Raw genomic sequence first — 23,056 nt, 5'->3', positions numbered from 1 at the left:
ATGTTTTCCTCCTTTAAGAAATCTTACTTCGGAGATTTTTTGTATCTCCCTTAAACGTTTACTATATTAATATTTCGCGGTTTTTTCCTATATCAAATTCATTGCAGAAATAATAAATTCATGCTATTCTTTTCTACGATTTAAAAGTATATAGGTTGTGTACGCTGGTTACGGCTACAATCTATATCTATCAACAGTTTCTAAGTGTTCCGTGCTCCCGCAGGCCACCTTCCATACTCTCGCTGCGGTGCAGTAGCTCCTCACTCGGCATGGAGCCTTCCTGCTCGCGCTTGCCCAGGTTGTGTAACTGTTAATATATATAGATTGCAGCCTACCAACGGGCGATACGTTATAGGGTTATAAAAGAGGTATACAAGAATGACCAAGGACGCTAGTAAATTTATATTTCACGCAGATGACGAGGATGAGATTGTACACCGTCATCAGAATGCTGAGCTTTTGTTTTATCAGCAGGTTGCTAAAGGGGATGTGGAGGCGATTCGAAAGAATTGCGAGAATCACGAGTTTTTAAATCAGGCTGGTGTAGGTACACTGTCCAAGGATCCGCTTCAGAATTTGAAATATCATTTTGTGGTTTCGGTGGCTATTATTTCACGTCTTTGTGTAGATAATGGAATGGAGATGGAAAAATCCTACAGGCTTTCAGATTTTTATATTCAGCAGCTTGATGATATTACTTCTATAGAAGTGATGGAGCAGCTTCACGACAGGATGGTCACTGACTACACTGGCAAAATGAAGATTATTCGTCAGAATGCAGGGCTTTCTCGCCCAATGACTGAGTGTATGAATTACATATACTCTCATCTGAAGGAGCGCATCACTGTAAAAGATTTAGCGGAATACACCAGCAACTCTGCCAGCTACATTTCCAGACTCTTTAAAGAAGAGCTTGGAGTTTCCACAAGTGACTATATCAGGTCGGCAAAGCTTGAGGCGTCCAAAAATCTTTTACGATACAGCGATTATTCACTTGTGGATATTGCAAACTACTACTCTTTTACTTCTCAGAGTCATTTTTGCCAGCTATTCCAAAAAGAGACTGGACTCACACCTAAGAAATATCGTGAGAAATATTATGGAACACACTGGAAAGGAACTGAAGGGGATATAATGAATTTTGAAGGGTAGTGGCTAGCCTCTGGTCCGCCGGTTACGTATACAAAAAATGGGTATCTACGCTCGACTAGGAATGTCTCGCTTAAGATACCCATTCTTTGTATACTACCGGCTCATCTAGAGGTGATAGTTATTCTAATATTATACTTATTTCGTTTACGTCGGTCAGACTTGGGAAGTCTTCGCGACGGATTACGAGTTTCGATTCTTCATGTGGCAATTCTTTTCCGTTTATGATTGCTTCTTTTATTATGTATTCGCCTACCTGCTTACCGCTACGATTCGTATATACGATATGGAAGCGTTTGCCTGCAAAGTTTATGGTGATTGACGCTTTGCCTTCGCTATCGAATTGTTCGGCCAGGAGGGCTGGGCTAAACTTCAGGTTTCCTGATTCGCCGCGAACACCGAACACCTCTGTGATCATGGTGAGTAGATACCAGCTGGCTGCGCCTGTCAGGTATGGATATTTTCCACGACCTTTGGCGTCGAAGTATTCTGGGATGCCAGGATACATGTGGCTGCGGACGAAATTCATGGATGATTCGGAAAGAGCGTGAAGTGATTTATAGCCTTCTTTTGCAAAGCCTCTGTGGTAAAGGGCGTTGGCGTACATGACTGACATGTGTGAAAATACCGCGCCGTTTTCCTTTTCGCCGTATGCAAAACCGAACATTCTTCCAAGGTCCATTTTGATTTCCTTGAAATCTGTATTTAATCTATAGCCACCGATTTCTTCTTTATATAAATATCTATCTGCTGCACTGGTGATTTGCTTTATCTGCTCATCTGTAGCCACGTCTCCCATGATGGCAAATACCTGACCTGTGAGCATCATGCGAGTCTTTTCATCATCAGCGTCATATCGCTCTACTCGATTTTTGCTATCATCATAATAGCTATTGAACCATCCCTGGCCATTTTCGCCTGTAATCCATTCCTGTGTGTTCAGATGATTTGTAAACCATTCTGACATTTCATTTAGCTTGCTTACAAGGCTTGCAACAGGAATCTCTTTTTGATTTCCAGACAGATTTCTTTCCACAAGCTTCATATATTTATCAAGGATTTCTGACTTCGCATTTACGGATTCAAAAATCTCACTTGTGGCATCTAATAGAATGTTAAGCTCTTCTGCAATAAATATGGTGTCGATGCCAACATTTGCTGAATATTCCTGAACCAGCGTTGCAAGCTCTTTAAGATTGCCTGCGTATGCATATGAGAACGCAACTGATTCACCATTTTTATTTCCCATATCAAGGGCGTCGTTCCAATCAGCGCCTCTAAGCTTTAATACGTTGTGCTCTCCCACCTCATAAAATGCGCAAAGATTTTGAACTAAAAGATGCTCGATGATTGAGCCCTTATAAACCTCATCACGGTCTGTGTACTGGTAGTTTCCCTCTGTCTCGAATTTCTTATCAATGAGATTTCCTCTGTGTACGATGGAATCCTTAAAATAAGAAACCTTTTCCTTTAAAATCTCATAATCCCCTGATTGATGGATGTATAAAAGAAGTGTCTTCAGTGGCCAGTATGCATGATCCATCCAAACACGAGCGATGCCGTTTCTATCAGCGATGAAGTTTCCAAGGCCATCTCCGATGATGGTGGCATTGGTTCCATCCATTCGAACGCCACCAAAGTTTGCTACTATCATTTTTCTTACATCATCTGGTTCCATGAAAAGAAGTGAAAGGCAATCCTGCCACAAATCTCTCCAGCCTCTGCCGCCTCTGCCATAGTCATGATATGGAAGGAATGAACAACCGTACACTCTACGTAAAAATGGCTGGAATGCAACCCATGCCATGAACTCGTCAAAGGCTTTATTTCCTGTATGGAATGCTACATTCACTTTGTCATTCCAGTAGTTTTTAGTTTCCTCAAGAGCTTTAGAAATAGATTCAGGCGTATTTAATCTGGCAATTACTGAAGAGATTTCAGATTCTTCCTCTGCAACACCAATCAGCACATTATAAGTCACTTCCTGACCAGGTGCCAAATCAACTTTGGCAAATTTGAGACCACCTACAGCCTCCATGCCATCGAAATGCTCTCCTGCACCTACACCTGACTCCTGTCGATATACACTTCTTGGTTTGAAGAAGCTGCCGCCTTCACCGATGAAGGATTCAACAGTTGGGAAAAAGCTTTCAGGACATCCGCCCTTTTCATCAAAGCCTACCACAAAATAGGTCTTATGATTTAATCTGTGTCCCTTTTCATCAAAGGACATGGTTGGCTTTACAAGCACTCCTTCATCTATAGTAGAAATACGATGGAGCATGGATGTTACGTTTCTGTGGTCTCTAAGGTTATCAGCAGACCTTCCAAAAATAGGGATGGCTGCGATAGGGGTTATTACCTTAGTTTCCTTTGAGGTATTTTTGAGTGTCACTGACATAACCTCAACATTTGCATCTACAGGCACAAAAGATGTGATTTCTGCCATCACTCCATAGGTAGAACTTACTCTCGTAACCTTGTGCCACATAAAGCCTGCAGAAACGTAGCTTTCATCCTGCTCCATTGTAAATTTCTTACTCTCCTGCTCTGCAGAAGAACCAACAGCTGACCATACGGAACCATTGTCCATGTACAGCCAGAAGTTGCGGCCATTTTTATTATTATGAAGATTTTCCACGCTGACAGGCTCTAGCACAAAGGTCTCCTGATTCACCATGGAATCTCCAGCAAGATTAGGTGTCACCGAGCTTTTAAGGCCCTTTTCACCTGCTATAGGAAAATAAAGATAGCTAGTATCCTCAGGTCTACCAATGACAAAGCTACCCTTATCATCTAAAAATTCGTATTTTCCAGGATTAATATTCTTATACATATCTGTCCCCTTAACTATGATTTTTTCTATGTTATGGATTTATTATAGTAATAATTAAAAAATCAGGTTATCAAATCTGTTTCAAAAAAATCATATTGGTGAACCATGTTAATGACATACACAATATTTTTTGCTTGTGGTATAATTTGAGCAATATTTTTAAGTTGACATAGGGGATCAAGTTATGAACGAATTAGATGAAAGATATAGTGTTGCTGATGAAGCAATTTTTGATGCCTTCTTTATTTTGGTAAAGGAAAAAGGCTTAGATAAAGTAACTGTTGCTGATGTGACAAAAAAAGCAGGTGTTGTCCGTAGTACATTTTATAATCACTACGAAAACATTCCTGCTTTGATTGTAGCCGCTGAGGCAAAAACTATAAATGATATTTTCACCATGATGGAAAGCTTCCATCCCCACAATGATAAGGATATCTGTAAATCCTTTTTTATTGCAATATGTAACTATACCAGAAGCAACCCATTTCTTACTGACCTTTTGGAAAGCGCCAGAGGGGACAGCTTTTTTGAGAAAGCCATTATGATGTTTCATGAATATGTTTCAAAAACTCTGGATGTATTGCCGGCAAATGATGACAACAAAAAATCTGCATCATTTCTTATTGCAGGCTCTATCGGAGCCACCATCGGTATTTTACACAAATGGATTGCAGAGGATTTTATATCCTCTGCAGATGAAGTGGCTGACATTTTGACAAATCTGTTTTTGTCTGGAATCATGCCATATCTATGCTAAACAGCTTCGTTTTCTAAGGTCGCTTCCTGTCTTTTGATTTTGCCAGTGGCATTTCTGATGAATGGAGTACTTCTGATTACAAGGCCTGTAATATGCTTATAGCTAGGCTGATTACTGTTGTAATCATCAATTACCTGCTGAAGTTTGCTTTCAATTTCCACTTTTGACATATCCTTGGTGGCATCCTCGTCAGGGAAAATTCTTGCTACAAGTCCATTGTTTTCACCGGTTATGATAATTTCCTGAATCAGTGTATTAAGAGCAAGTTTATTTTCAATTTCCTCCGGAGATACATTTTCACCATTTGACATGATGATGAGATTTTTAACTCGTCCGTTGATGAACAGGTATCCGTCCTCATCGATATAACCCTTGTCCCCAGTGTGAAGCCAGCCATCCGTCAATACCTTTGCAGTTTCCTCTGGCATCTTATAGTAGCCCTGCATTACACTACTACCTCGAACCAGAATTTCTCCATCTTCAAATTTGATTTCAATATTTTTCAGAGGCTTTCCAATAGAGCCTGGCTTGTTATCATCAAGCGTGTTATTTGAAATTACCGGAGAGCATTCGCTCATTCCATAGCCTTCGTAGATGCCTACTCCATACTCTGCAAATTTATCAATATAATATGGTTCAAGGTGAGCTCCACCAGTAAATATTGTTCTTAATTTTCCACCAAATACTTTTTCATGAAGTGATTTTCTAACAGCATCCTTTACCATCTCGGAAACATCTGTGGTACCGAATTTGTCTAATAATGCTGTCTCTTCTGCCACCCTTACCTTTTTGTAAATTGTCTCAATCATAAGAGGAACCATCAGCATAACCTCTGGTTTAAAAATCCCCATATTTCTTACCATATGCATGAAGGAATCATTGATAGATATAGTGCATCCCAAGGACATAGTTTTCAGCCAATCCATTACAAGGCAATATGCATGATGAATAGGAAGGACACTCATGACCTGACAGCCAGGAGTGGCTTCATACTCTACCGCATTTACGTTTTCAGCCATGTTTTCCTGAGTCAACATGACGCCCTTGCTTTTTCCAGTGGTGCCTGATGTGTAGATGATGGTTGCAATATCAGTAGGCTGCGGAGATTTGATTTCAACTGGAATAGTTATATTGAATTTTCGCTCTCCCAGAATATATATTTTTCTAATCAAAGGACATTCCTTTTTGATAGTGTCTGTCATGGACTGATGCTTTTCATCCAAAAATACTGCCTCAGAGTCTGACCTGTTCAGCAAATCTATAAGCTCCTCTGTAGGGAGCCCTGCATCGAGTGGCACAGCGGTGTTATCCCCTGTGACTATTCCAAGAAAGCTAGATATCCACCATACTGAGCTGGTACCGATAAGTGCAATGTGGACATGATGGAAACCATCATTTGCTAGACCATTTCTTGTGGCCTTCACCAGTTCATTTACTCCAGCATAGGTGATTTCCTTTATCTCCTTTTTTTCAAGCCATTTAACAGCTGTCAAATCGCCATATTTGTCTATAGTTGTATTCCAGATACCTTTTAATGTTTTCATAACCATATTCTCCTTTTTCCTATGCCAAGGCCTGCTCGTCAAGAAGTGAAAAGGCCTCCTCAATGGTCTTGATTGAAACTATTTTATCTGTATCAAGCTCTGTATCAAACTCATCCTCAAGCTCACCTAAAAATGACATGAAATCAAGTGAGCTAAAGCCCAAGTCCTCTCTAAATCTATCGCTTCCAGCGATTTCTGCAGGCTTTCTGTCGCAATACTGTGAAACTATTAATTTAAATTTTTCTCTGTTAGTCATAACTCGTCCTCCTTTTAAACATCCTGAATAATTTTTCCAACTGTCAATTCTGGGTTTTCAATACCCTTGAAAATGATTCGCATCAAATAATAATTTAATAGCTCTATATCCTTTTCATTGAGCTCCACCGTCTGATAGTGATATGAGAAATTCATGCCCCCATCCTCGGTGTGGGAAACTGTAAGATACATCTTTTTAGTAGCCGCGCCATTTGCAAACCATTTAGAATGCATCGGGATATCCTTGAGAAATGGATTTTCCATTTTCACAGGCATAGGCTGATAGGTCAGATAGCAGCTAACGTAAGTGGTATCCGCAGGTGTTTTGTATCTGGTACGAATCTCATCGTAAATCAATGCCGGGTCGTAGTTGCTATGCATGTAAATCTTGTTTTGGATATTTTGAATCTCGTAAGCTGCTGAAATAAAATCTGTATCCGGCTCAATCACTGTCCTGCAAGGGAACATGATGGTTCGGCTGCCACCTGAAGTCCATTCATCTTTGGTGGAACGTCTAGATATAAAGTTTTCTATTGTAATATCCTTCTGTCCATTATTCTGTTTTGACAGATAGGTACGTAGACCAAGCAACAGCAGATTAGTCACTGACAAATTGTGATTCATGCAAAAATCTAATAAATCTTTTGTAGAATATGGGTCAAGCTTGTAATCCTTTACTGTAACAAAAAGCTCTTTTCGCTCAATATCTGCCGCTCTAAGATTTGGATTGCCATGCTTTTGTCTTGCTCTATCTAGGACCCTTGGTCCCTGAATATCAGAATAAAATGGTTCTCCCAATTCATCCAACTGGTCATCCCAGAATTTTTTATCCTTGGCAAATCGTTTTTCGTTGCTGGCCTTACTTAAATCCTTTTGAAGAACTTCTTCAAAATCAGCAAGGTCTGCCGGGTAAGCTGAGCCAAAACGATAATGTGTGTAAAGAGACATAATGTCATTTGTCATAACAACCACTCCGCAGGAATCAATAAGTCTGTGATCCATGTGAAGGAAGTAGCCATTATAGCCCTCTGGAAGCTTTACCATATATACGATGCACATCGGGATATCATCGCCTACAAATGTTTCGTAGGCCCATTGCTGCATGGTATTATCTGCTTCCTCAAGGGTCATATCTGTCAGATCTCTTATTTCAATCTCCCTTAACTCATCCTTGGTGATGTACTGCTTGACCTCACCATCCTTATCTCTGGCTGTAAACTGAACTCTCATACAACCATATCTTTCAAACTCAAGAAGAATAGCCTTCTTCAAAAGTGCAAAATCAATGTCCGCCTTTAACGATGCAACAATGCTAAGTCCTGCAACCTGCTCAGTGCCATATTCCTTGATCCAGGTGTCATGCATCTTCTGAGCAGCCGTAAGTGGATAAAATTTCTTCATAAATCCTCCCTTGTGTGTTTTCATTTTTAACTTCACACAAAATATCACATATCTTTTCCGCAATCTATACTTCTCGGGACTTAACAAACACTCTCGATAAAAGTGTCCAATTATATTTCAAACAGGCAGAGCACTAGGTTGCAACACACATATACACGATTTTAGGCTGTGAATACTTCTTGCGCCCCATAGCTTGATAACCCAGTCTCATACTCCATTCGCTAAGTGAAATTGGAAAATAACCTTTGTGAATTTGGGCACCAGTCGATATTCGCATCCATGCTCAGCATCTCCTTGACCTCGCCGTCCATGGCTCGGTCTGCCCAAATTCTCAAAGCTGATTTTCCATTTCACTAAGCTCATTCCAAAATCGACCGGGCTATCAAGCTATGGGGAGCAAGACGTATTTCCAAATGTATTTTGTGTATATGTGTGTTGCAACCGGAAGAGATTCAGCAAACCATCATATTCAGACATTTTGTTATATTATCACGCAGTTTAAATATATAATGGCACATATTCTGTAAATATATGTTATACTGTTTGTAGTTGAACTGAAATTTAATTTTGGGGATTAATTCCAAGGGGGTTACTATGCTAAAAGATTATACAAAAATTCCTGCACCACTTAATTCTGAGGTGGCACTGAAAATTATTCCAGGCCACTTCGCTACAAATCATTCGCATATTACAAACTACATGGAAATCGGAACTATGAAGACTCGTTGTAATGAGGCTCAGGGTGTTGCACAGCTACTTGCTATGCACTACTCAGTCCAGACTCCTGTAGATACAATCGTATGTGCAGATGATATGGAGGTTATTGGAACATTTTTGGCGCAGGAGCTTACAAAAGCTGGTGTTGCAAACTACAATCAGCACAAAACGATTTATGTTACATCACCAGAGCTTACATCTACAGGCCAGAATATTTTCCGCGATAATATGCAGATGGCTGTTCGCGATAAGCATGTATTGCTTCTGTTTGGTTCACTAAGTACTGGTCGTACTGTGGAAAGCCTGGCTGAATGCGTTAAATATTACGGTGCAAAGATAAGTGCCGCCTGCGCTATTTTCTCCGCTGTAAGAAAGGTCGGAGATATTGATATCACAGCTGTATTCCACGATGAAGATATTCCAAATTATCAATCATACCCTCTTCATGATTGCCCACTTTGCAAGCAAGGTATTCCAATTGATGCCATCGTAAATTCCTTTGGATACTCTGAATTGAGATAAAATTTTAGCCCCATGGTTTTTGGCCATGGGGCTTATAGTTTTAAAGCTTCTAGTATAATAGTAAATCTTTTTTGTATTACCATTGTTTTAATTATCCCAGACTTATAACAAAATCCTTAAAAAATGGAAGAACAAAGCTTAACTTACCTCTTGTGGTATTACTTGATATTATTCCACTCTTGATCAAAGTCATGCGATAGGTGGAGAAGTTATTATCATCCATTTCCAAGGCGGCTTTTATTTTGCTGGCTAAAGCATCCCCATTTGCCTTCCCAATTTCTAAACAAATTTTTTGTTCATTTACAGACAGTTCCTCCCATATTTTTTCATATGATTTCTCATTTAGCGCATATTTTAGCTCACTAATGATATCTTCATCCAACTGTATTTTCTTGTTTTTATAAAGTAAATATCCAAGCATTTGGAATGCATATGAATATCCTTCAATCAAATCTGATGCCTTCACCGCGTCATCAAACTTCATTCCTAAAACATCTTTATACTCAGATGCTATTATGTAAGAATCCAGAGGCTCTAGATTTACCCTTTCCGCTCTTCTTAAAAAAGTTAAGGATTTGTTATTTTCCAGTGCTCTAATGTTTTTATACAGACCTGTCATAATAACATATACAGGATATTCTTTTCGCAAGCATTGCTGGTAATATACTGCAAATTCTCTCATTGCTTTTGAATTAATGGCTTCATCAATGGTAATGAGAACTTTAGTGCCATTCCTTTTTATTTTTTCAAGCATTTTATTTAACTCGACTTTAATAGTACTATACTGTGCATCTTGACCAGATAATCCTATTTCAAACACTTTTGCATCAATAGAAACACTGAGTTTTGGCAACTTGTTTTTACATTTATCTTCCAATTCTGATATAAAATCAACCATTGCATTATCAGATGATAAATCTATATGTAACCAGCCATTATGTTCTTCTATCTTCTGAGAAATTGAAGTCATAAGAACAGTCTTTCCCATTCCTCTAGCGCCAATTATCATGTATAAATGGGTTGATGGCTCTTCGGATAAAAATGTTTCAAGAATTGTTTCTTCCTCTGATTTTCTGGGTATATACAATTTAGGTTTTGCTCCAAAGTCTAATCTAAATGGATTTGTCATCACAGTCACCTCTATTACTATTTATTACTGTTTAAATTTTCTTATTACTGTTTATTACTGTTTTATTATAAATCCTTACACTAACAAAAGTCAAAGCCCCACAGCATCACTGCCATGGGGCTTTTCAATCAAAATCCAAAATTATTTTTCTTAAATCGTTCTATTATCATTCCAGAAATAATACCTATCACAATTCCTGAAACAGTACCAACCACCACTAAAAATGGGAAGTAATAGATGAGACTTGCAGTATCCAGCACTATGATGGCCACTATTATCTGTCCAAGATTGTGGAATACACCACCAATCACACTGACTCCTGTTACCGAAAACAGCTTTATCCTTTTTGCTATAAACATGGCAGCAAAAGAAAGCATAGCCCCTGCCAAAGAATATATCATCATTGCCAAATTACCAAAGGTAAGACCCACAAGCACTACTCTAACCACGGATAAAATAAAAGCATTTTTTTCACCAATTGCATAAAGCGCAACCATGATTACCAGATTGGCCAGGCCCACCTTAGCGCCAGGTATGCCTATATTTATTGGAAGCAACATTTCCACATAGGAAAGCACAAAAGCCAAAGCTATCAACAATCCCAGGAATGCTATTTTTCTTGATTTCATAAAGTCTCCCCTTTGCTAGTTAGTGAAACCATCAACATCGTCTTCCTCGCCCCCAACAATCTCCACTACCACCTTGTTTGGAAGGCAGACAATGGTCTCACCGGAATAATGGATGTGAAAATGATTTACACAAATCTGGTCACGACAACTGGCCTCTGTAACCTCTGCGTAGCCATCAGAAATCTTTAACACATTGTAGGAGCCATCTGGAAGCTCTATGGTCTCTGTACGATTTACACTTAGGGAATATGAAGCATATTCTTCTCCATCTATAATGACCACTGCCATAGCACTGTCATTGGTATTTTGGCGCTGCCATATGTTTAGCCCAAGTACTGCAACCAAAGTTATCACCAATATTGAAATAATTAATATAATGTCATTTTTCTTCATGATTTATTTAGGAATACTTTCTTCAAAATGCTTTGAATAAATCTTTGTACCATCGTGGTATACCCACATGGCCTCAAGATTGTCATGGCTATCTACAAACTCCATGCCCTCTTCCAAAGACATGTTGTATAGAGCTGTAGACAACGCATCTGCCTTTCCAGAGTCATCTGTCAAAACTGAAACCGCGGCAAAAGTCTCTGCCGGGAACAATGTATCAGGATTAATGATATGACAGTACACCTTGCCATCTACCACATAAAATCTCTGATAGTCACCGGATGATACCACACACTGTCCGTCTGTAATATCCACCTTTTCTATAAACTCTTCAGGACTGTCCAAATCAGGATTCTGAATAGCAATTCTAAAGCTGGTCCCATCTATTCTGGTGCCAAGTCCTGAAATGTTTCCCCCAAGGGAAAGCAGGATATGGTCCATGCCATTTTCCCTGCAATAATCCATTACTCGCTGACAGGCAAAGCCCTTTGCAGTGCTACCCACATCAAGTGACATTTCAGGATCTGACAGGTACACAGTATTATTTTTCTCATCAATAATCATATCATTGATATCTGTGTGCTCACTTGCAGCCTGAAGCTCTGAAAGCTCTGGCAATTTAGCTCTCTCAGGATTGTTGCTACCGTATTCACGATATTCGTGCCAGATGGAAAGTACTGCACCCATGGCAACATTTACACGACCATCGGTGTAGTCATACATATCCTTGCTGAATTTCAGTAGCTCTATTATTTCAGGGTCAACCTCTACTGGTTTAACACCTGCGTTATCATTGATAGTTTTGATATTGTTGATGCCTTCGTAATCGTTATAAATATCGTATAAATTATTATAAAAAACTAAGCGTTCCTTCATCAACTCCGCTTGTTCAGTAAATTCCTCTTCAGTGGTTCCGTAACCTAAAATCTCGGTACGGGTATCAAATATATCCAAAAATGTAGCTGTATATTTCGTCTTTTCGGTAGTGACAGCCGGCTCATCTTTTCCTAAAAATCCTCCCTGTACTGCCACAATAAAAAAAATCAATAAAATAATCAGTAAAACCGATGCTGCCTTCAAATATTTCATAGGAACTAATCCCCTTCAAAAAATTTAGGGAGCGCGCAAAAGGCACACTCCCTTTATCACCATGTTAGTTTAAACTAATTACTTAGCGTTTGCAACTGCCTTTGCAATTACTGCGTTAAAGTCTGTGATGTGAACTGAAACTGAAGCTGCAAGATCAGCATCTGCTGCACGACCTTCTTCAACAGCTGTTCCCTGAACTTCATCAACAGTCTTTCCAACTGTGTACTCAGCATATGAAGCAGCCTGCTCATTCCACTCCTTGCCAATAGCTGAAGCAACCTTCATACCATAAGCATCGCCGAGCTCATCCTTACTTAAAACTTCTGCATTCTTGTCAGCTGTGATTACACCATTTGCATCAAATGTAATCTTTGCCTGAACTGCATCGAGGATTGAGCTTGTTATAACTCCATCACCGTTTACTGTAAGAACAGAGATTGTTGTGTAAGCTTCTGCTGTACCATCTTCATCTGCTGTAGCATCAACAGACTTTGCGATGTTTGTAGATACACCAAGACCAAGCTTGTCGCCAGCCTGTGCACCACCGGCAACTGCATTATCCATAGCCTCAAGAACTGCTGCCTGGAAACCAGTTACGTGGATAGAAACTGAAGCTGCAAGATCAGCATCGCCTGCAAGACCTTCTGAAATAGCCATACCACTGATATCAGACTTTGTCTTACCTACTGCCCACTCTGCAAAGCCATCAGCCTGCTCGTACCATTCCTTGCCGATAACAGAAGCCTTCTTCATGCCGTAGCTATCGCCAAGTTCTCTCTTTGAAGGATACTCAGCATTAAGGTCTGATGTAATCTTTCCACTTGAGCTAACACCAATCTTTGTCTGTGCAATATCGATTACACACTCAACGATTGCTCCATTAGAATCTACAGTTACAGCTGCGATTGTAGCATCACACTGAGCTGTTCCATCTCCTTCTGAAGAAGCATCTGCTGAGTCAGCGATTGATACTGATGTACCGATACCTGTAAGAAGCTCACCTTCTGCAGCTACTGCATTTGATGAGCTCTCAGGAGCTGGTGCTGGTGTAGACTCTGTAGTAGCTGGTGCTGGAGCTGGTGTTGTTTCAACAGTTTCCTCTGAACCACAGCCTACGAATGCTGTTGCAGATAATGCTGCAACACACATAAGAGCAACTAAATTCTTTTTCATACTTTAATTCCTTTCTTTAGTTGAATTAATTTTTATATATCAATAGTGCTTATTCACTATCAATATCATTTCGAGAGGCCATTATAGGCCCTGTTTAATAGCTTGGTGAGGATTAGCTTTTTGGCTTTTCCCATCTGAAGCTCTTCTATTATGGCTAAAGCCCGCTCATAATAGCTTTCTGCAACGCTATGGGTGTATCCCACACCATCATATTTTTTTACTGCCTCAAATACCTCTTCCTTTAATAGTGTTCCACTTTCTGCTTTTTCAATCAAAGCTGGTTCGCACTCAAAAGCATGTATTAAAGGCATGGTCACTACACCATTTTCAAAATCTGACTGGACAGGCTTAAGGGCACTGTCCTTTGTATTTTCATAGTCAATACAATCATCTGTCAGCTGGAAAATAATGCCTGTATATCTGCCAAGTCTCCTGTAAAGTTTTTGTGTCTTTTTATCACAATCCAAAACGAGAGAACCTGCATGATAGGATGCCTCGAAAAGGGCAGCTGTTTTTCCATCGATAATGGATAAATACCTAAAGGTCTTAAGTCTAAAATCTTTGTTATGAAGATTTTGTCTAAGCTCACCAAGGGCGATATCCTGAACGTATTTTGAAAAATCAAAGTTTTTGTAGGTATCTTTTTCGGCCACATCAAGTAGCTCCCTAATTGCAGCGGCAAGAAGGAAATCACCGCAGATAACGGCATTTCTCTTGCCGGATTTTTTCTGCAAGGTAATCTGGCCTCGCCTGGTGTCTGCATCGTCCATGATATCATCATGCACAAGTGTCGCCAGATGAAGCACCTCAATAGCTGCGGCAAATTTGACCGCATCAGGATCCACCATGCCTTCGCTATCCATGGCACAAGCCAGAACAGCTTTGGCACGCATCATCTTGCCCGTAGCATCAGTGAGGTAGGAAACATATGAATTTATAAGACTAGGGCCAGATGTAATTATACGGGACGCCTCTTTTTGAACCTCTAGGGACGCAGTCTCAAAATCCATTTTGTTTTTAGTCATTGTATAAATACCACTTTCTCGCCCACTTGACCTTTTGCCACTGTTTCTTTAGGAATGGCATTAAGTAGTAATCGATTCCAAGTGTATATCCGCCACCAAACACTAAAGCTAGTCCGGCAAAAATCATCCAGAACGTATTCAAATACAAACCTGTTGTTGTTACGAACATTACCTGAAGTACTAGAGATACGATTGCTGAAAGGAAAGTGAAGCAACCACCCATAAGTCCAAGACCAATGAGAATCTGAAGCACTACAATGAAAATCTGCATGAACATTGTCATAGTATCTGTGCCAAGAACAACGTTCTCTACAAACCAATCTACAAATGGAACCTGAATCTTGAATGCAATGTCTGAAATTGTAGACTCTGCAAGTGCCTTACCTGAAACAAGGATTGTTTCGAAAAGCTTAAAGTTCCAATCAAAAATAACTGTACCTGTCTGTACGGCTGCATCTGCTACTGCTGTGGAAGCTGAAGCTACTGCATCTGCTGCTTCTGCAACCTCTGTTGATGCTGATGCAACTGCGTCTGCTGCTGCAGGATCGACTCTTCCAAGAAGAGAATCAAACCATGAATTAGCACCACCGAAGAAACCTGAAAGCATAGGCTTTGTGAGCCAGCCCTCAACAATCTTCATTACACCTTCGTATACCCATACTGCGCCTAACCACAGGCGAAGTGGCACAAGCATAAAACTTGGAGTTCTATTTGAAAAATGACCACCGAGGAAGCTTCTTCTATTTCTGATAGTGAAGAACTCATGCTTTAAGTATGAGAATACCTTTGCCCATCCCATAACCTGGATGAAGTAAATAATATTGATAAAGTGCTTTGCAAACATAGCAAAGAATGAAGCAAAGTTAATCTGATGCTTTGCAAGACCACCTCTTGCAACACCATATCGTCCACCAACGCAAACCATGACACCGTGGAACTTAGGATTGTAGGCTTCCATCTCACCTGATCTTGTAATGGTTGCCACAATATTTTTTGCAACTGTAGCAGCAGAATGCTCTGCATTTTCAACCATCTGTGGAACTGGACGCTCCTCACCTGGTGCAGTGTAGAGCATATTATCGCCGATTACATATACGTTATCGTGTTCTACTGAGCGAAGATTCTCATCTACCTGAATACGTCCTCTTCCACCGCTTGTTACTTCCTTTGCAATCTCAGATGTGATTTCTGAGCTTTCAATACCTGCTGTCCAAATAACGGTTCCGGCAACGTGCTCTGTAACCTTATCGTTTTTCTTAAGCTTGATGAAGTTCTTGCCTACACCAACAACGCTGGCGTTCATTACTACATCAACGCCCATCTTCTTAAGACGCTTGTCTACCTTGTTAGAAAGCTTCTCTGGCAAAATAGGCACTGGACGTGAAAGACCATCTACATCAACGATGGTGACATCCTCTCTTTTAATACCGAATCGCTTGCAAAGAATTGGAGTGTACTCTGCCAATTCGCCGACCATTTCTACACCAGTAAAACCTGCACCTACTACGTAGAAGCTAAGCAGTTCCTTTTTCTTTCTAGGATCTGTCTCGTCAGCAGCCAATCTGAAGCAATCGTGAATTCTATCTCTGAGCTTTACAGCATCATCATATGACCAAAGAGTGTAGCTGTTTTCCTCTGCCCCCTCAACTCCAAAATAGGTTGGCTTAGATCCTGCAGCAACTACAAGATAATCATAATCATACTGACCATTCTTTCCCTGAACCTTATTGCTTGAAAAATCAACTTTTGTAACTGTATCAAGTACTACATTGACCTTTCTACCAGCAAATATCTGGTTCAAATTCATCTTTACGCTTTCTTCGCCCACACGGCAGGCTGCAACCTCATGTAACTCAGTAAGCATTGTGTGATAAGGATGCTTATCAATAATGGTAATCTGAGTAGAGTCAGCGAGCTTCTTTTTACGAAGCTTCTTTTCCAACTTCTTGGTAGCAAGTACGCCTGCGTAACCTGCTCCAATTACGACAATCTTTGTCATTGTAATCCCTTTCCTTCTAAATTTCTTTCTTTAAATTGTTTATCAATTCATTGTGTTAAAGTGTATTTTATACAACCAGAATTGGAGTCTGTATTATAGCACGATTGGTTGCACTTCACAACATTTTATGTTATTAATTTATCATCAATTAGGTTTTTTTCAATGAATATTAACAGTTTTTCACACTTTTTTCAGTTTTTGGGATTAGAATTAATCAAGGAGATTGACTATGGTTGGACGATTCTTAAAATTTGTAGAAATTCAGACAAAAATAACAAGTTTATATGCATTTTGTAACACACTGGCATTTATTATCTTTACCCGACAGCCTATAAATGCCCCTCTTATGATAGTTTTCTTCCTGTCTATGTTTATTTTTGACCTGACCACAACAGGCATAAACAACTACATAGATAGCAAGGACTATCCTGAAATGCTGCCTATTCCAAGGTCCAAAGCATTTGTGGCTATCATCAGTATGCTTTGCATCAGCACCATACTGGGGCTGTACCTTGCTTACAAAACTGGCATCGTGGTGCTGCTACTTGGAGCTTTCTGCTTTATGCTTGGAATATTTTATACCTTTGGACCTATCCCTATTTCTAGGATTCCTCTTGGAGAGCTTTTCTCGGGGATTGCATATGGAATGTTTATTCCATTTTTGATGCTTTACATCAATAATCCTGATTACTATCTGACACTCACCCTGTCTTTAAAGACCATCAGTCTTTCACTTCAGGTGGTACCTCTAATAAGCTTTTTCCTGTTTTCACTGGTCATGACATTTACCACAGCAAACATAATGCTTGCCAACAATACCTGTGATTTAAAAAAGGACGAGGCAGTCCACAGGCTTACTCTTGTACACTACATCGGACAAAAAGCTGCAGTAAAGCTTTTCGCAGGTCTCTATTATGGTTGCTACATTTCTGTAGTACTCATGGTTATTTTTAGAATGTTGAGCCCACTTAGCCTGGTATTTTTACTGTCTCTTATCCCTGTTCAAAAAAATATAAACACATTTAAAAAAGAGCAGATAAAAGAGAAAACCTTTATCTGCTCAATAAAAAACTATGTAATTATTAATTCTGCATACTTTGTATCAATTTTGATTGGACTATTATATTGATTCAAATTCCTCAACAATTTCCTTTGATGGTGCTTCTGTAAGCAAGCTTACTACCACACAAAGGACTAGTCCAACGATAAATCCTGGAAGAAGCTCGTAGATTCCAAATATACCGCCCATTGGCTTGATTACAAATTTCCAAAGGAATACCATGGCACCGCCGCCAAGCATTCCTGCGATTGCTCCAAAGCGGTTTGCTCTCTTCCAGAATAATGCTAAAAGCATAACAGGACCGAAAGCTGCACCGAAACCAGCCCAAGCGAATGAAACAATCATGAATACAGAGCTGTTTGGGTCTCTTGCAATAAAGATTCCAATTGCTGAAATCACGATAAGTACCACTCTGGCAAGAACCATCTGCATGTGCTCAGAAAGCTGAACTCCAAGCGTTTCATGGATGATATTTTCAGATACTGATGATGAAGCTGCAAGCATCTGAGAGTCACATGTAGACATGGTGCAGGCCAAAATTCCTGCTAGGATGACACCAGCTAAAAGTGCCTGTGGAATACCTGTCTCTGAAAGTGTCTGTGCTATTGAAATAATAGCTCTCTCTGAATCTGCAAGTTCTCCAATGACACCAGCATGTACCATTGTACGTGTCATAACACCAATGAAGATTGCAACTCCCATTGCGATGAATACCCAGATTGTAGAAACTCTACGGCTAAGCTTAATTTTCTCAGGGTCCTCAATAGCCATAAATCTAAGAAGGATATGTGGCATTCCAAAATATCCAAGTCCCCAAGCCATTGTAGAAATAATAGTGATAATTCCACCGTAAGAAACGCGGCTACCTGTGGCGAAATCATGGAAACCAAGAAGATCAATATAGCCATCTAATGACATACTATAGATGCTAACAGTTTCAATACCGCCTACTGTGTGAAGTCCAAAGCCAACTACTGCTACAAGTGCGATGGTCATAATGATGGACTGTACAAAGTCTGTGGTAGATGCTGCAAGGAAACCACCTGTGGCAGTATAGCCTACGATGACAGCTGCAGATGCAAGCATTGCTACAGTGTAATCAAGTCCAAACAATGATGAGAAAAGCTTTCCGCAAGCTGCAAAGCCTGAACCTACATATGGAATGAAAAATACTACGATGATTACTGATGAAATCACCATAAGAGCATGGCTCTTGTCTCTGAATCGATGTTCGAAGAAATCCGGCACTGTAACAGAATTATTTTTTTCTGAGTACTTACGAAGTCTCTTGGCTACTAAAAGCCAGTTCAAATATGTGCCTATTCCAAGTCCAAGTGCTGTCCAGAATACGTCACATATTCCTGCCGCATAGGCAATACCAGGAAGTCCCATAAGAAGCCATGATGACATATCAGATGCCTCGGCACTCATGGCTGTTACAAAAGGTCCCAGCTTTCTGCCACCCAGATAATAATCATCTACGGTGTTGTTTTCCTTTGCAAAGCTGACTCCCATGATTAGGAGGGCTGCCAGGTAAACCAGAATTGCAATTACAATACAAACTGTGTTCATTATCTCTCCCTTCTGTTGATAAATTATTTGTTATAGTTTGATAAAAATTGTCGCGTGCGTTCGTTTGTTGGGTTGTCAATAACCTGAGCCGGAGTACCCTGCTCTGCTATTACTCCCCCATCCATAAATATTATTTCATCGGAAACATCCTTTGCAAAGCCTATTTCATGGGTAACAATAATCATGGTGGTGTGTTGGCTTGCAAGTTCCTTGATGACCTTTAGAACTTCCCCTGTCAGCTCTGGATCAAGGGCTGAGGTAGGCTCATCAAAGCAAAGAATATCTGGATGCAATGCCAAAGCTCTTGCTATGGCAACTCGCTGCTGCTGTCCGCCTGACAGCTGATGTGGATAATTGTTCATCCTGTCAGCAAGTCCCATTTTTTCAAGTAGCATTTTACCGTTTTCTATTATTTCCTCAGTGCTTTTCCCATTTGCCTCAAGCTTTGGTGCAAGGATAACATTTTCTAAGGCTGTGTACTGAGGAAACAGATTAAACTGCTGAAAAACCATTCCAAAGTGAAGTCGTTTTTCTCTTAAATCCTCTCCCCTTTTTAGGCCTTCTTTCCCATCGTATAAAAGATTTCCATTTACTGTAATGGTGCCTTCATCTGGAGTCTCAAGGAAGTTCAGACAACGAAGTAGTGTTGTCTTGCCCGAGCCTGAGCTTCCTAAAATGGAAAGTGTCTGGCCTTTTTCCATGGAAAAGGAAATTCCCTTTAGGATTTCTGTATTATCAAATTTCTTTTTAATGTTATTAACTTCTAAAATTGCCATGTGGATCCTCATCCGGCCTAATTAGGCCTCCATCCTGATTCGTAAATACGGATGGCTTGGTTTATTTAAAATAATCTAGTTTCTTTTCGATGTAGCCAAATAATAGTGTCAAAAGACCGCTGAATATCAGGTAGAAAACACCTGTATAGAATAATGGCCAAATGATACCTGCACTCTTTATGAAGCGCTCACCTTCCCAGATAATCTCATAGAAAGCTATAACTCTGGCAAGGGAAGTATCCTTTACAAGAGTGATGATTTCATTTGAGATAGGTGGAACGATACGCTTTATCACCTGTAAAAGCACTATCTTAAAGAAGGTCTGGCTTTTAGTGAGACCAAGGACCGCTGCTGCATCGTACTGTCCCTTTGGAATAGACTGAATGCCGCCTCGGAAAATCTCACTGAAATAGCAGGCGTAGTTAATCACAAATGCAACTAGAGCTGCTGTGAATCTGCCCGCATCTCCTGAGCCCCATACATTTACACCAAGGAAAATACCAGGCCCGTAAAATATAATAAGAAGCTGCAGCATCAAAGGTGTGCCACGGACAATCCATATTAAAAACCTGATAGGGCCTCTCAGAATAATATTTTTGTTCATTGAACCAAAGCTGATTACAAGACCAAGTGGAAGTGCAAAAAGCAAGGTTAGAGAAAACAATTTGAGGGTTCCTAAGAAACCCTCAAATAGTGACATCGTTACTGTTGAAAACATTTTTATACCATCCTACTGTGCTACTATGGCATCCTGTACGCCGTATTCTGTACCGATTTCTTCCAAAGTGCCATCATCATATAAAGCCTTAAGCTGTTCATTGATATAAGCTGCTAAATCAGAGCCCTTGCGGCAACCAATGCCGTATTCCTCTGTAGTAAGCTCAACTGTGTGTGTAAGATCTGGATAGCTTGTGCCCTCGCCAACCATAGCGCCTGCCATGAGAAGGTCGATGATACATGCATCAGATGTACCTGCTGCCACTTCCATAACTGCATCAGACTGAGACTTTACAGCAATAGCATTTAATCCGTTCTCATTTGCTGCTGCCTCACCTGCCGAACCAGACTCTACTGCAACACTAAGGTCTGCTAATGAGTCAACATCCTGATAGTCGTCAGCAACATCTGCATTTACTACTACAACCTGTGCGTTGTTGCAATAAGCATTTGTAGTTTCCATTGCACTTGTAACCTCAGGTGTAAGTGTCATACCGTTCCATACTACATCGATTGATTTGTTTTCAAGCTCAAGGATTTTATTGTCCCAGTCAATCTCAACAAACTCTACATCTACATCCAAAGACTCTGCCACTTTACGCGCAACATCAGCATCAAATCCGATCCACTCCCCATTGTCGTCTTTGTAATCCATTGGAGCAAAATCTGTAATACCAACGATAAGTGTGCCCTTGTCCTGAATGTATGCCACATCGCTGTCTGCCGACTCCTCTGCTGCAGAGGCTGCAGTATCGCTAGATGCGCTATCAGATGCTGCTGTGTTGCTAGCTGATGAACCACAAGCAACAAGTGACATAGACATAACAGCTGTTAATAATCCTGCTAATATTCTTTTCTTCATATTCAACTCTCCTCTATTTTCTTTGATAATTTGCTATACTTTATTTCTTTATCACTTTATCATACTAAATCATAAATGTAAACCTAAACTTAATAAATTCTCTGTTTTGAGCAAAAAAATAGGCTGGTCAAAATCGACCAGCCATTTGTTTAATTATATTAGTTTTTCTTTGCTAATGCTCTATAAATAAATGTGAATACAACACCAACTACAGAGAATGCACATGCAATAAGGAATGCATTTGCATAAGCACCTGTTGATGCAAATGTGTTTCTCATGATTTGTGGTCCAAAGTATCCTGCAAGGGCAAAGCCGATGAACATGATACCGTAGTTTACTGAGTTGTTCTTTGGTCCAAACTGGTCAGCTGTGAAGCCTGGGTAAACACCCATGAAGGAACCAAAGCTGATACCTACTACTGAAAGTCCTACGTAGAACTGTGCTACTGCGCCTTCGCCTGTGAAGTAAAGTAAGATAAGTCCAACAGCTCCAAGTACACAAGCAAGTGCAAGTGTATTGATTCGACCTATTTTATCTGAAAGAGTACCTGCTGCAATACGACCAAGTGCATTGAAAAGTGCAAGGACTGAAACAGCAAGTGCTGCTGTAGCTTCGCCAATCATAAATGAAGCTACTGACTTAGCCTGAGAAATAACCATCATTCCTGAGAATGCACCACATGTAAGAAGAAGCAGCATTACATAGAACACTGGAGTCTTAAGCATTTCCTTCCAATCCATGTTCTTTGGTGCTGCGCCGCCTGCAACTACTGCTGGCTGCCATCCAGCTGGCTTGTAGCCCTCTGGACACTGCTCAAGGAATAAGCATGAGACTGCAATAAGTACAAGGAATACGATACCTACAGCCTTGAATGCGAATGTGGCATCTGTTGCTGCTACAACCTTTGTTACGATAGGAGGAAGAATTACAGAACTCATACCATAAACAGCTGTTGTTACACCACCGATAAGACCTCTCTTATCTGGGAAGAACTTAACGCAGGTTGAAATTGTGCTACCGTAAGCCATACCAAGTCCAAGACCACCAATAATACCGTATGTGAAAATAAGGAAGCCTACGCTTATGGCAAAACCTGAAAGGAACATTCCAAGTCCCCACATGATACCCCCCACAAGGATAACCTTCTTTGGACCAATTTTGTCGTTGAACCAGCCACCAGAAATCATGGTGATAGGACCAACTGAATTTGCTATCGTATATACGATGGCAAGATCACCTGGAGTTACATTCATTCCAAGTGAAGTGTTGAAGTACTCAGCCATAGCAGCAGAGAAAACGCTCCATGCATAGATAGAGCCGAGGCACAGATTAATAAAACATCCGGCACATAGAATAATCCATCTTTTCTTGTCTAAATTCATATTTTCTCCTTTGAATAATATAGTCCGCGGTGCTTACGTGCGCTATCAATAGCGTACTACCGCCGCTCACTT

The 23,056-nt window shown here is 40.2% G+C and carries 20 protein-coding genes; 4 read left to right on the top strand and 16 right to left on the bottom strand.

Annotated elements, in window-relative coordinates; genetic code table 11:
* Positions 1-378: 378 nt before the first annotated feature.
* Positions 379-1,152 (top strand): helix-turn-helix domain-containing protein, encoded by a 774-nt coding sequence (locus BLV53_RS09890; protein ID WP_090300389.1) that lies wholly within the window; start codon positions 379-381, stop codon positions 1,150-1,152.
* A 118-nt stretch (positions 1,153-1,270) separates the two neighbouring features.
* On the opposite strand, the gene BLV53_RS09885 is transcribed toward BLV53_RS09890, so the two are convergent.
* On the bottom strand, positions 1,271-3,985 hold the full coding sequence (locus BLV53_RS09885; RefSeq protein WP_090300387.1) for a GH36-type glycosyl hydrolase domain-containing protein: 2,715 nt from the start codon (positions 3,983-3,985) through the stop codon (positions 1,271-1,273).
* A 184-nt stretch (positions 3,986-4,169) separates the two neighbouring features.
* Here BLV53_RS09885 and BLV53_RS09880 point away from each other — a divergent pair, with 184 nt between their 5' ends.
* The gene (locus BLV53_RS09880) at positions 4,170-4,742 is read left to right on the top strand and encodes a TetR/AcrR family transcriptional regulator (protein ID WP_090300386.1); all 573 of its coding nucleotides are present in this window, start codon (positions 4,170-4,172) and stop codon (positions 4,740-4,742) included.
* Here the strand turns inward: BLV53_RS09880 and BLV53_RS09875 are convergent.
* From BLV53_RS09875 to BLV53_RS09865, 3 genes are read right to left on the bottom strand one after another with little or no spacing between them, the layout of a single operon-like run.
* Complete coding sequence (locus BLV53_RS09875) at positions 4,739-6,286, bottom strand: AMP-binding protein (RefSeq protein ID WP_090300384.1); 1,548 nt, start codon at positions 6,284-6,286, stop codon at positions 4,739-4,741. The two genes, BLV53_RS09880 and BLV53_RS09875, sit on opposite strands and share 4 nt — an antisense overlap.
* Positions 6,287-6,305: 19 nt before the next feature.
* Entirely contained in the window at positions 6,306-6,542 is a 237-nt protein-coding gene (locus tag BLV53_RS09870) for an acyl carrier protein (RefSeq protein WP_090300382.1), read from the bottom strand.
* A 14-nt stretch (positions 6,543-6,556) separates the two neighbouring features.
* Positions 6,557-7,942, bottom strand: coding sequence for a condensation domain-containing protein (locus tag BLV53_RS09865; RefSeq protein ID WP_090300379.1), 1,386 nt, complete (start codon positions 7,940-7,942; stop codon positions 6,557-6,559).
* Between the two features lie 594 nt (positions 7,943-8,536).
* On the opposite strand from BLV53_RS09865, the gene BLV53_RS09860 reads away from it, so the two are divergent.
* Positions 8,537-9,181, top strand: a complete 645-nt coding sequence (locus tag BLV53_RS09860; RefSeq protein WP_090300377.1) for a type I phosphoribosyltransferase — start codon at positions 8,537-8,539, stop codon at positions 9,179-9,181.
* 91 nt (positions 9,182-9,272) lie between these two features.
* On the opposite strand, the gene BLV53_RS09855 is transcribed toward BLV53_RS09860, so the two are convergent.
* The 7 genes from BLV53_RS09855 to BLV53_RS09825 all read right to left on the bottom strand — a co-directional run bounded on the left by BLV53_RS09855 (position 9,273) and on the right by BLV53_RS09825 (position 16,615).
* Positions 9,273-10,310 (bottom strand): AAA family ATPase, encoded by a 1,038-nt coding sequence (locus BLV53_RS09855; RefSeq protein WP_090300375.1) that lies wholly within the window; start codon positions 10,308-10,310, stop codon positions 9,273-9,275.
* A 128-nt stretch (positions 10,311-10,438) separates the two neighbouring features.
* Positions 10,439-10,939, bottom strand: a complete 501-nt coding sequence (locus tag BLV53_RS09850; protein WP_090300373.1) for a Gx transporter family protein — start codon at positions 10,937-10,939, stop codon at positions 10,439-10,441.
* 15 nt (positions 10,940-10,954) lie between these two features.
* Positions 10,955-11,332, bottom strand: a complete 378-nt coding sequence (locus tag BLV53_RS09845) for a NusG domain II-containing protein (protein WP_090300371.1) — start codon at positions 11,330-11,332, stop codon at positions 10,955-10,957.
* A gap of 3 nt (positions 11,333-11,335) precedes the next feature.
* Positions 11,336-12,418 (bottom strand): FAD:protein FMN transferase, encoded by a 1,083-nt coding sequence (locus BLV53_RS09840; RefSeq protein WP_090300370.1) that lies wholly within the window; start codon positions 12,416-12,418, stop codon positions 11,336-11,338.
* Between the two features lie 78 nt (positions 12,419-12,496).
* Positions 12,497-13,591, bottom strand: a complete 1,095-nt coding sequence (locus tag BLV53_RS09835; RefSeq protein WP_090300368.1) for a hypothetical protein — start codon at positions 13,589-13,591, stop codon at positions 12,497-12,499.
* A gap of 65 nt (positions 13,592-13,656) precedes the next feature.
* Positions 13,657-14,616 (bottom strand): polyprenyl synthetase family protein, encoded by a 960-nt coding sequence (locus tag BLV53_RS09830; RefSeq protein ID WP_090300366.1) that lies wholly within the window; start codon positions 14,614-14,616, stop codon positions 13,657-13,659.
* Positions 14,609-16,615, bottom strand: a complete 2,007-nt coding sequence (locus tag BLV53_RS09825) for an FAD-dependent oxidoreductase (RefSeq protein ID WP_090300363.1) — start codon at positions 16,613-16,615, stop codon at positions 14,609-14,611. Before BLV53_RS09825 ends, BLV53_RS09830 begins: the two co-directional genes overlap by 8 nt.
* A gap of 229 nt (positions 16,616-16,844) precedes the next feature.
* Between BLV53_RS09825 and BLV53_RS09820 the strand changes: the two genes are divergently transcribed.
* Entirely contained in the window at positions 16,845-17,744 is a 900-nt protein-coding gene (locus tag BLV53_RS09820; protein WP_090300361.1) for a UbiA family prenyltransferase, read from the top strand.
* Here BLV53_RS09820 and BLV53_RS09815 read toward each other — a convergent pair.
* The 5 genes from BLV53_RS09815 to BLV53_RS09795 all read right to left on the bottom strand — a co-directional run bounded on the left by BLV53_RS09815 (position 17,736) and on the right by BLV53_RS09795 (position 22,984).
* On the bottom strand, positions 17,736-19,247 hold the full coding sequence (locus BLV53_RS09815) for a sodium/proline symporter (RefSeq protein WP_090300359.1): 1,512 nt from the start codon (positions 19,245-19,247) through the stop codon (positions 17,736-17,738). The two genes, BLV53_RS09820 and BLV53_RS09815, sit on opposite strands and share 9 nt — an antisense overlap.
* A gap of 23 nt (positions 19,248-19,270) precedes the next feature.
* Entirely contained in the window at positions 19,271-20,023 is a 753-nt protein-coding gene (locus BLV53_RS09810; RefSeq protein ID WP_090300357.1) for an amino acid ABC transporter ATP-binding protein, read from the bottom strand.
* Between the two features lie 61 nt (positions 20,024-20,084).
* A complete protein-coding gene (locus BLV53_RS09805) occupies positions 20,085-20,741 on the bottom strand; it encodes an amino acid ABC transporter permease (protein WP_090300355.1) in 657 nt (218 codons plus the stop codon).
* A 12-nt stretch (positions 20,742-20,753) separates the two neighbouring features.
* On the bottom strand, positions 20,754-21,602 hold the full coding sequence (locus BLV53_RS09800; RefSeq protein WP_090300353.1) for a transporter substrate-binding domain-containing protein: 849 nt from the start codon (positions 21,600-21,602) through the stop codon (positions 20,754-20,756).
* A 158-nt stretch (positions 21,603-21,760) separates the two neighbouring features.
* Positions 21,761-22,984 (bottom strand): L-lactate MFS transporter, encoded by a 1,224-nt coding sequence (locus tag BLV53_RS09795; protein ID WP_090300351.1) that lies wholly within the window; start codon positions 22,982-22,984, stop codon positions 21,761-21,763.
* Between the last annotated feature and the right edge of the window lie 72 nt (positions 22,985-23,056).

The sequence above is a fragment of the Pseudobutyrivibrio sp. ACV-2 genome (assembly GCF_900107545.1).
In the GTDB taxonomy this organism is placed as follows: domain Bacteria; phylum Bacillota; class Clostridia; order Lachnospirales; family Lachnospiraceae; genus Pseudobutyrivibrio.
This window is presented reverse-complemented; position numbering and strand designations above follow the sequence as displayed.

Bases quoted from the DNA above. Each gene is read 5' to 3' on its own strand.
- BLV53_RS09890 (WP_090300389.1), top strand. From the start codon at position 379: ATGACCAAGGACGCTAGTAAATTTATATTTCACGCAGATGACGAGGAT.
- BLV53_RS09885 (WP_090300387.1), bottom strand. From the start codon at position 3,985: ATGTATAAGAATATTAATCCTGGAAAATACGAATTTTTAGATGATAAG.
- BLV53_RS09880 (WP_090300386.1), top strand. From the start codon at position 4,170: ATGAACGAATTAGATGAAAGATATAGTGTTGCTGATGAAGCAATTTTT.
- BLV53_RS09875 (WP_090300384.1), bottom strand. From the start codon at position 6,286: ATGAAAACATTAAAAGGTATCTGGAATACAACTATAGACAAATATGGC.
- BLV53_RS09870 (WP_090300382.1), bottom strand. From the start codon at position 6,542: ATGACTAACAGAGAAAAATTTAAATTAATAGTTTCACAGTATTGCGAC.
- BLV53_RS09865 (WP_090300379.1), bottom strand. From the start codon at position 7,942: ATGAAGAAATTTTATCCACTTACGGCTGCTCAGAAGATGCATGACACC.
- BLV53_RS09860 (WP_090300377.1), top strand. From the start codon at position 8,537: ATGCTAAAAGATTATACAAAAATTCCTGCACCACTTAATTCTGAGGTG.
- BLV53_RS09855 (WP_090300375.1), bottom strand. From the start codon at position 10,310: ATGACAAATCCATTTAGATTAGACTTTGGAGCAAAACCTAAATTGTAT.
- BLV53_RS09850 (WP_090300373.1), bottom strand. From the start codon at position 10,939: ATGAAATCAAGAAAAATAGCATTCCTGGGATTGTTGATAGCTTTGGCT.
- BLV53_RS09845 (WP_090300371.1), bottom strand. From the start codon at position 11,332: ATGAAGAAAAATGACATTATATTAATTATTTCAATATTGGTGATAACT.
- BLV53_RS09840 (WP_090300370.1), bottom strand. From the start codon at position 12,418: ATGAAATATTTGAAGGCAGCATCGGTTTTACTGATTATTTTATTGATT.
- BLV53_RS09835 (WP_090300368.1), bottom strand. From the start codon at position 13,591: ATGAAAAAGAATTTAGTTGCTCTTATGTGTGTTGCAGCATTATCTGCA.
- BLV53_RS09830 (WP_090300366.1), bottom strand. From the start codon at position 14,616: ATGACTAAAAACAAAATGGATTTTGAGACTGCGTCCCTAGAGGTTCAA.
- BLV53_RS09825 (WP_090300363.1), bottom strand. From the start codon at position 16,615: ATGACAAAGATTGTCGTAATTGGAGCAGGTTACGCAGGCGTACTTGCT.
- BLV53_RS09820 (WP_090300361.1), top strand. From the start codon at position 16,845: ATGGTTGGACGATTCTTAAAATTTGTAGAAATTCAGACAAAAATAACA.
- BLV53_RS09815 (WP_090300359.1), bottom strand. From the start codon at position 19,247: ATGAACACAGTTTGTATTGTAATTGCAATTCTGGTTTACCTGGCAGCC.
- BLV53_RS09810 (WP_090300357.1), bottom strand. From the start codon at position 20,023: ATGGCAATTTTAGAAGTTAATAACATTAAAAAGAAATTTGATAATACA.
- BLV53_RS09805 (WP_090300355.1), bottom strand. From the start codon at position 20,741: ATGTTTTCAACAGTAACGATGTCACTATTTGAGGGTTTCTTAGGAACC.
- BLV53_RS09800 (WP_090300353.1), bottom strand. From the start codon at position 21,602: ATGAAGAAAAGAATATTAGCAGGATTATTAACAGCTGTTATGTCTATG.
- BLV53_RS09795 (WP_090300351.1), bottom strand. From the start codon at position 22,984: ATGAATTTAGACAAGAAAAGATGGATTATTCTATGTGCCGGATGTTTT.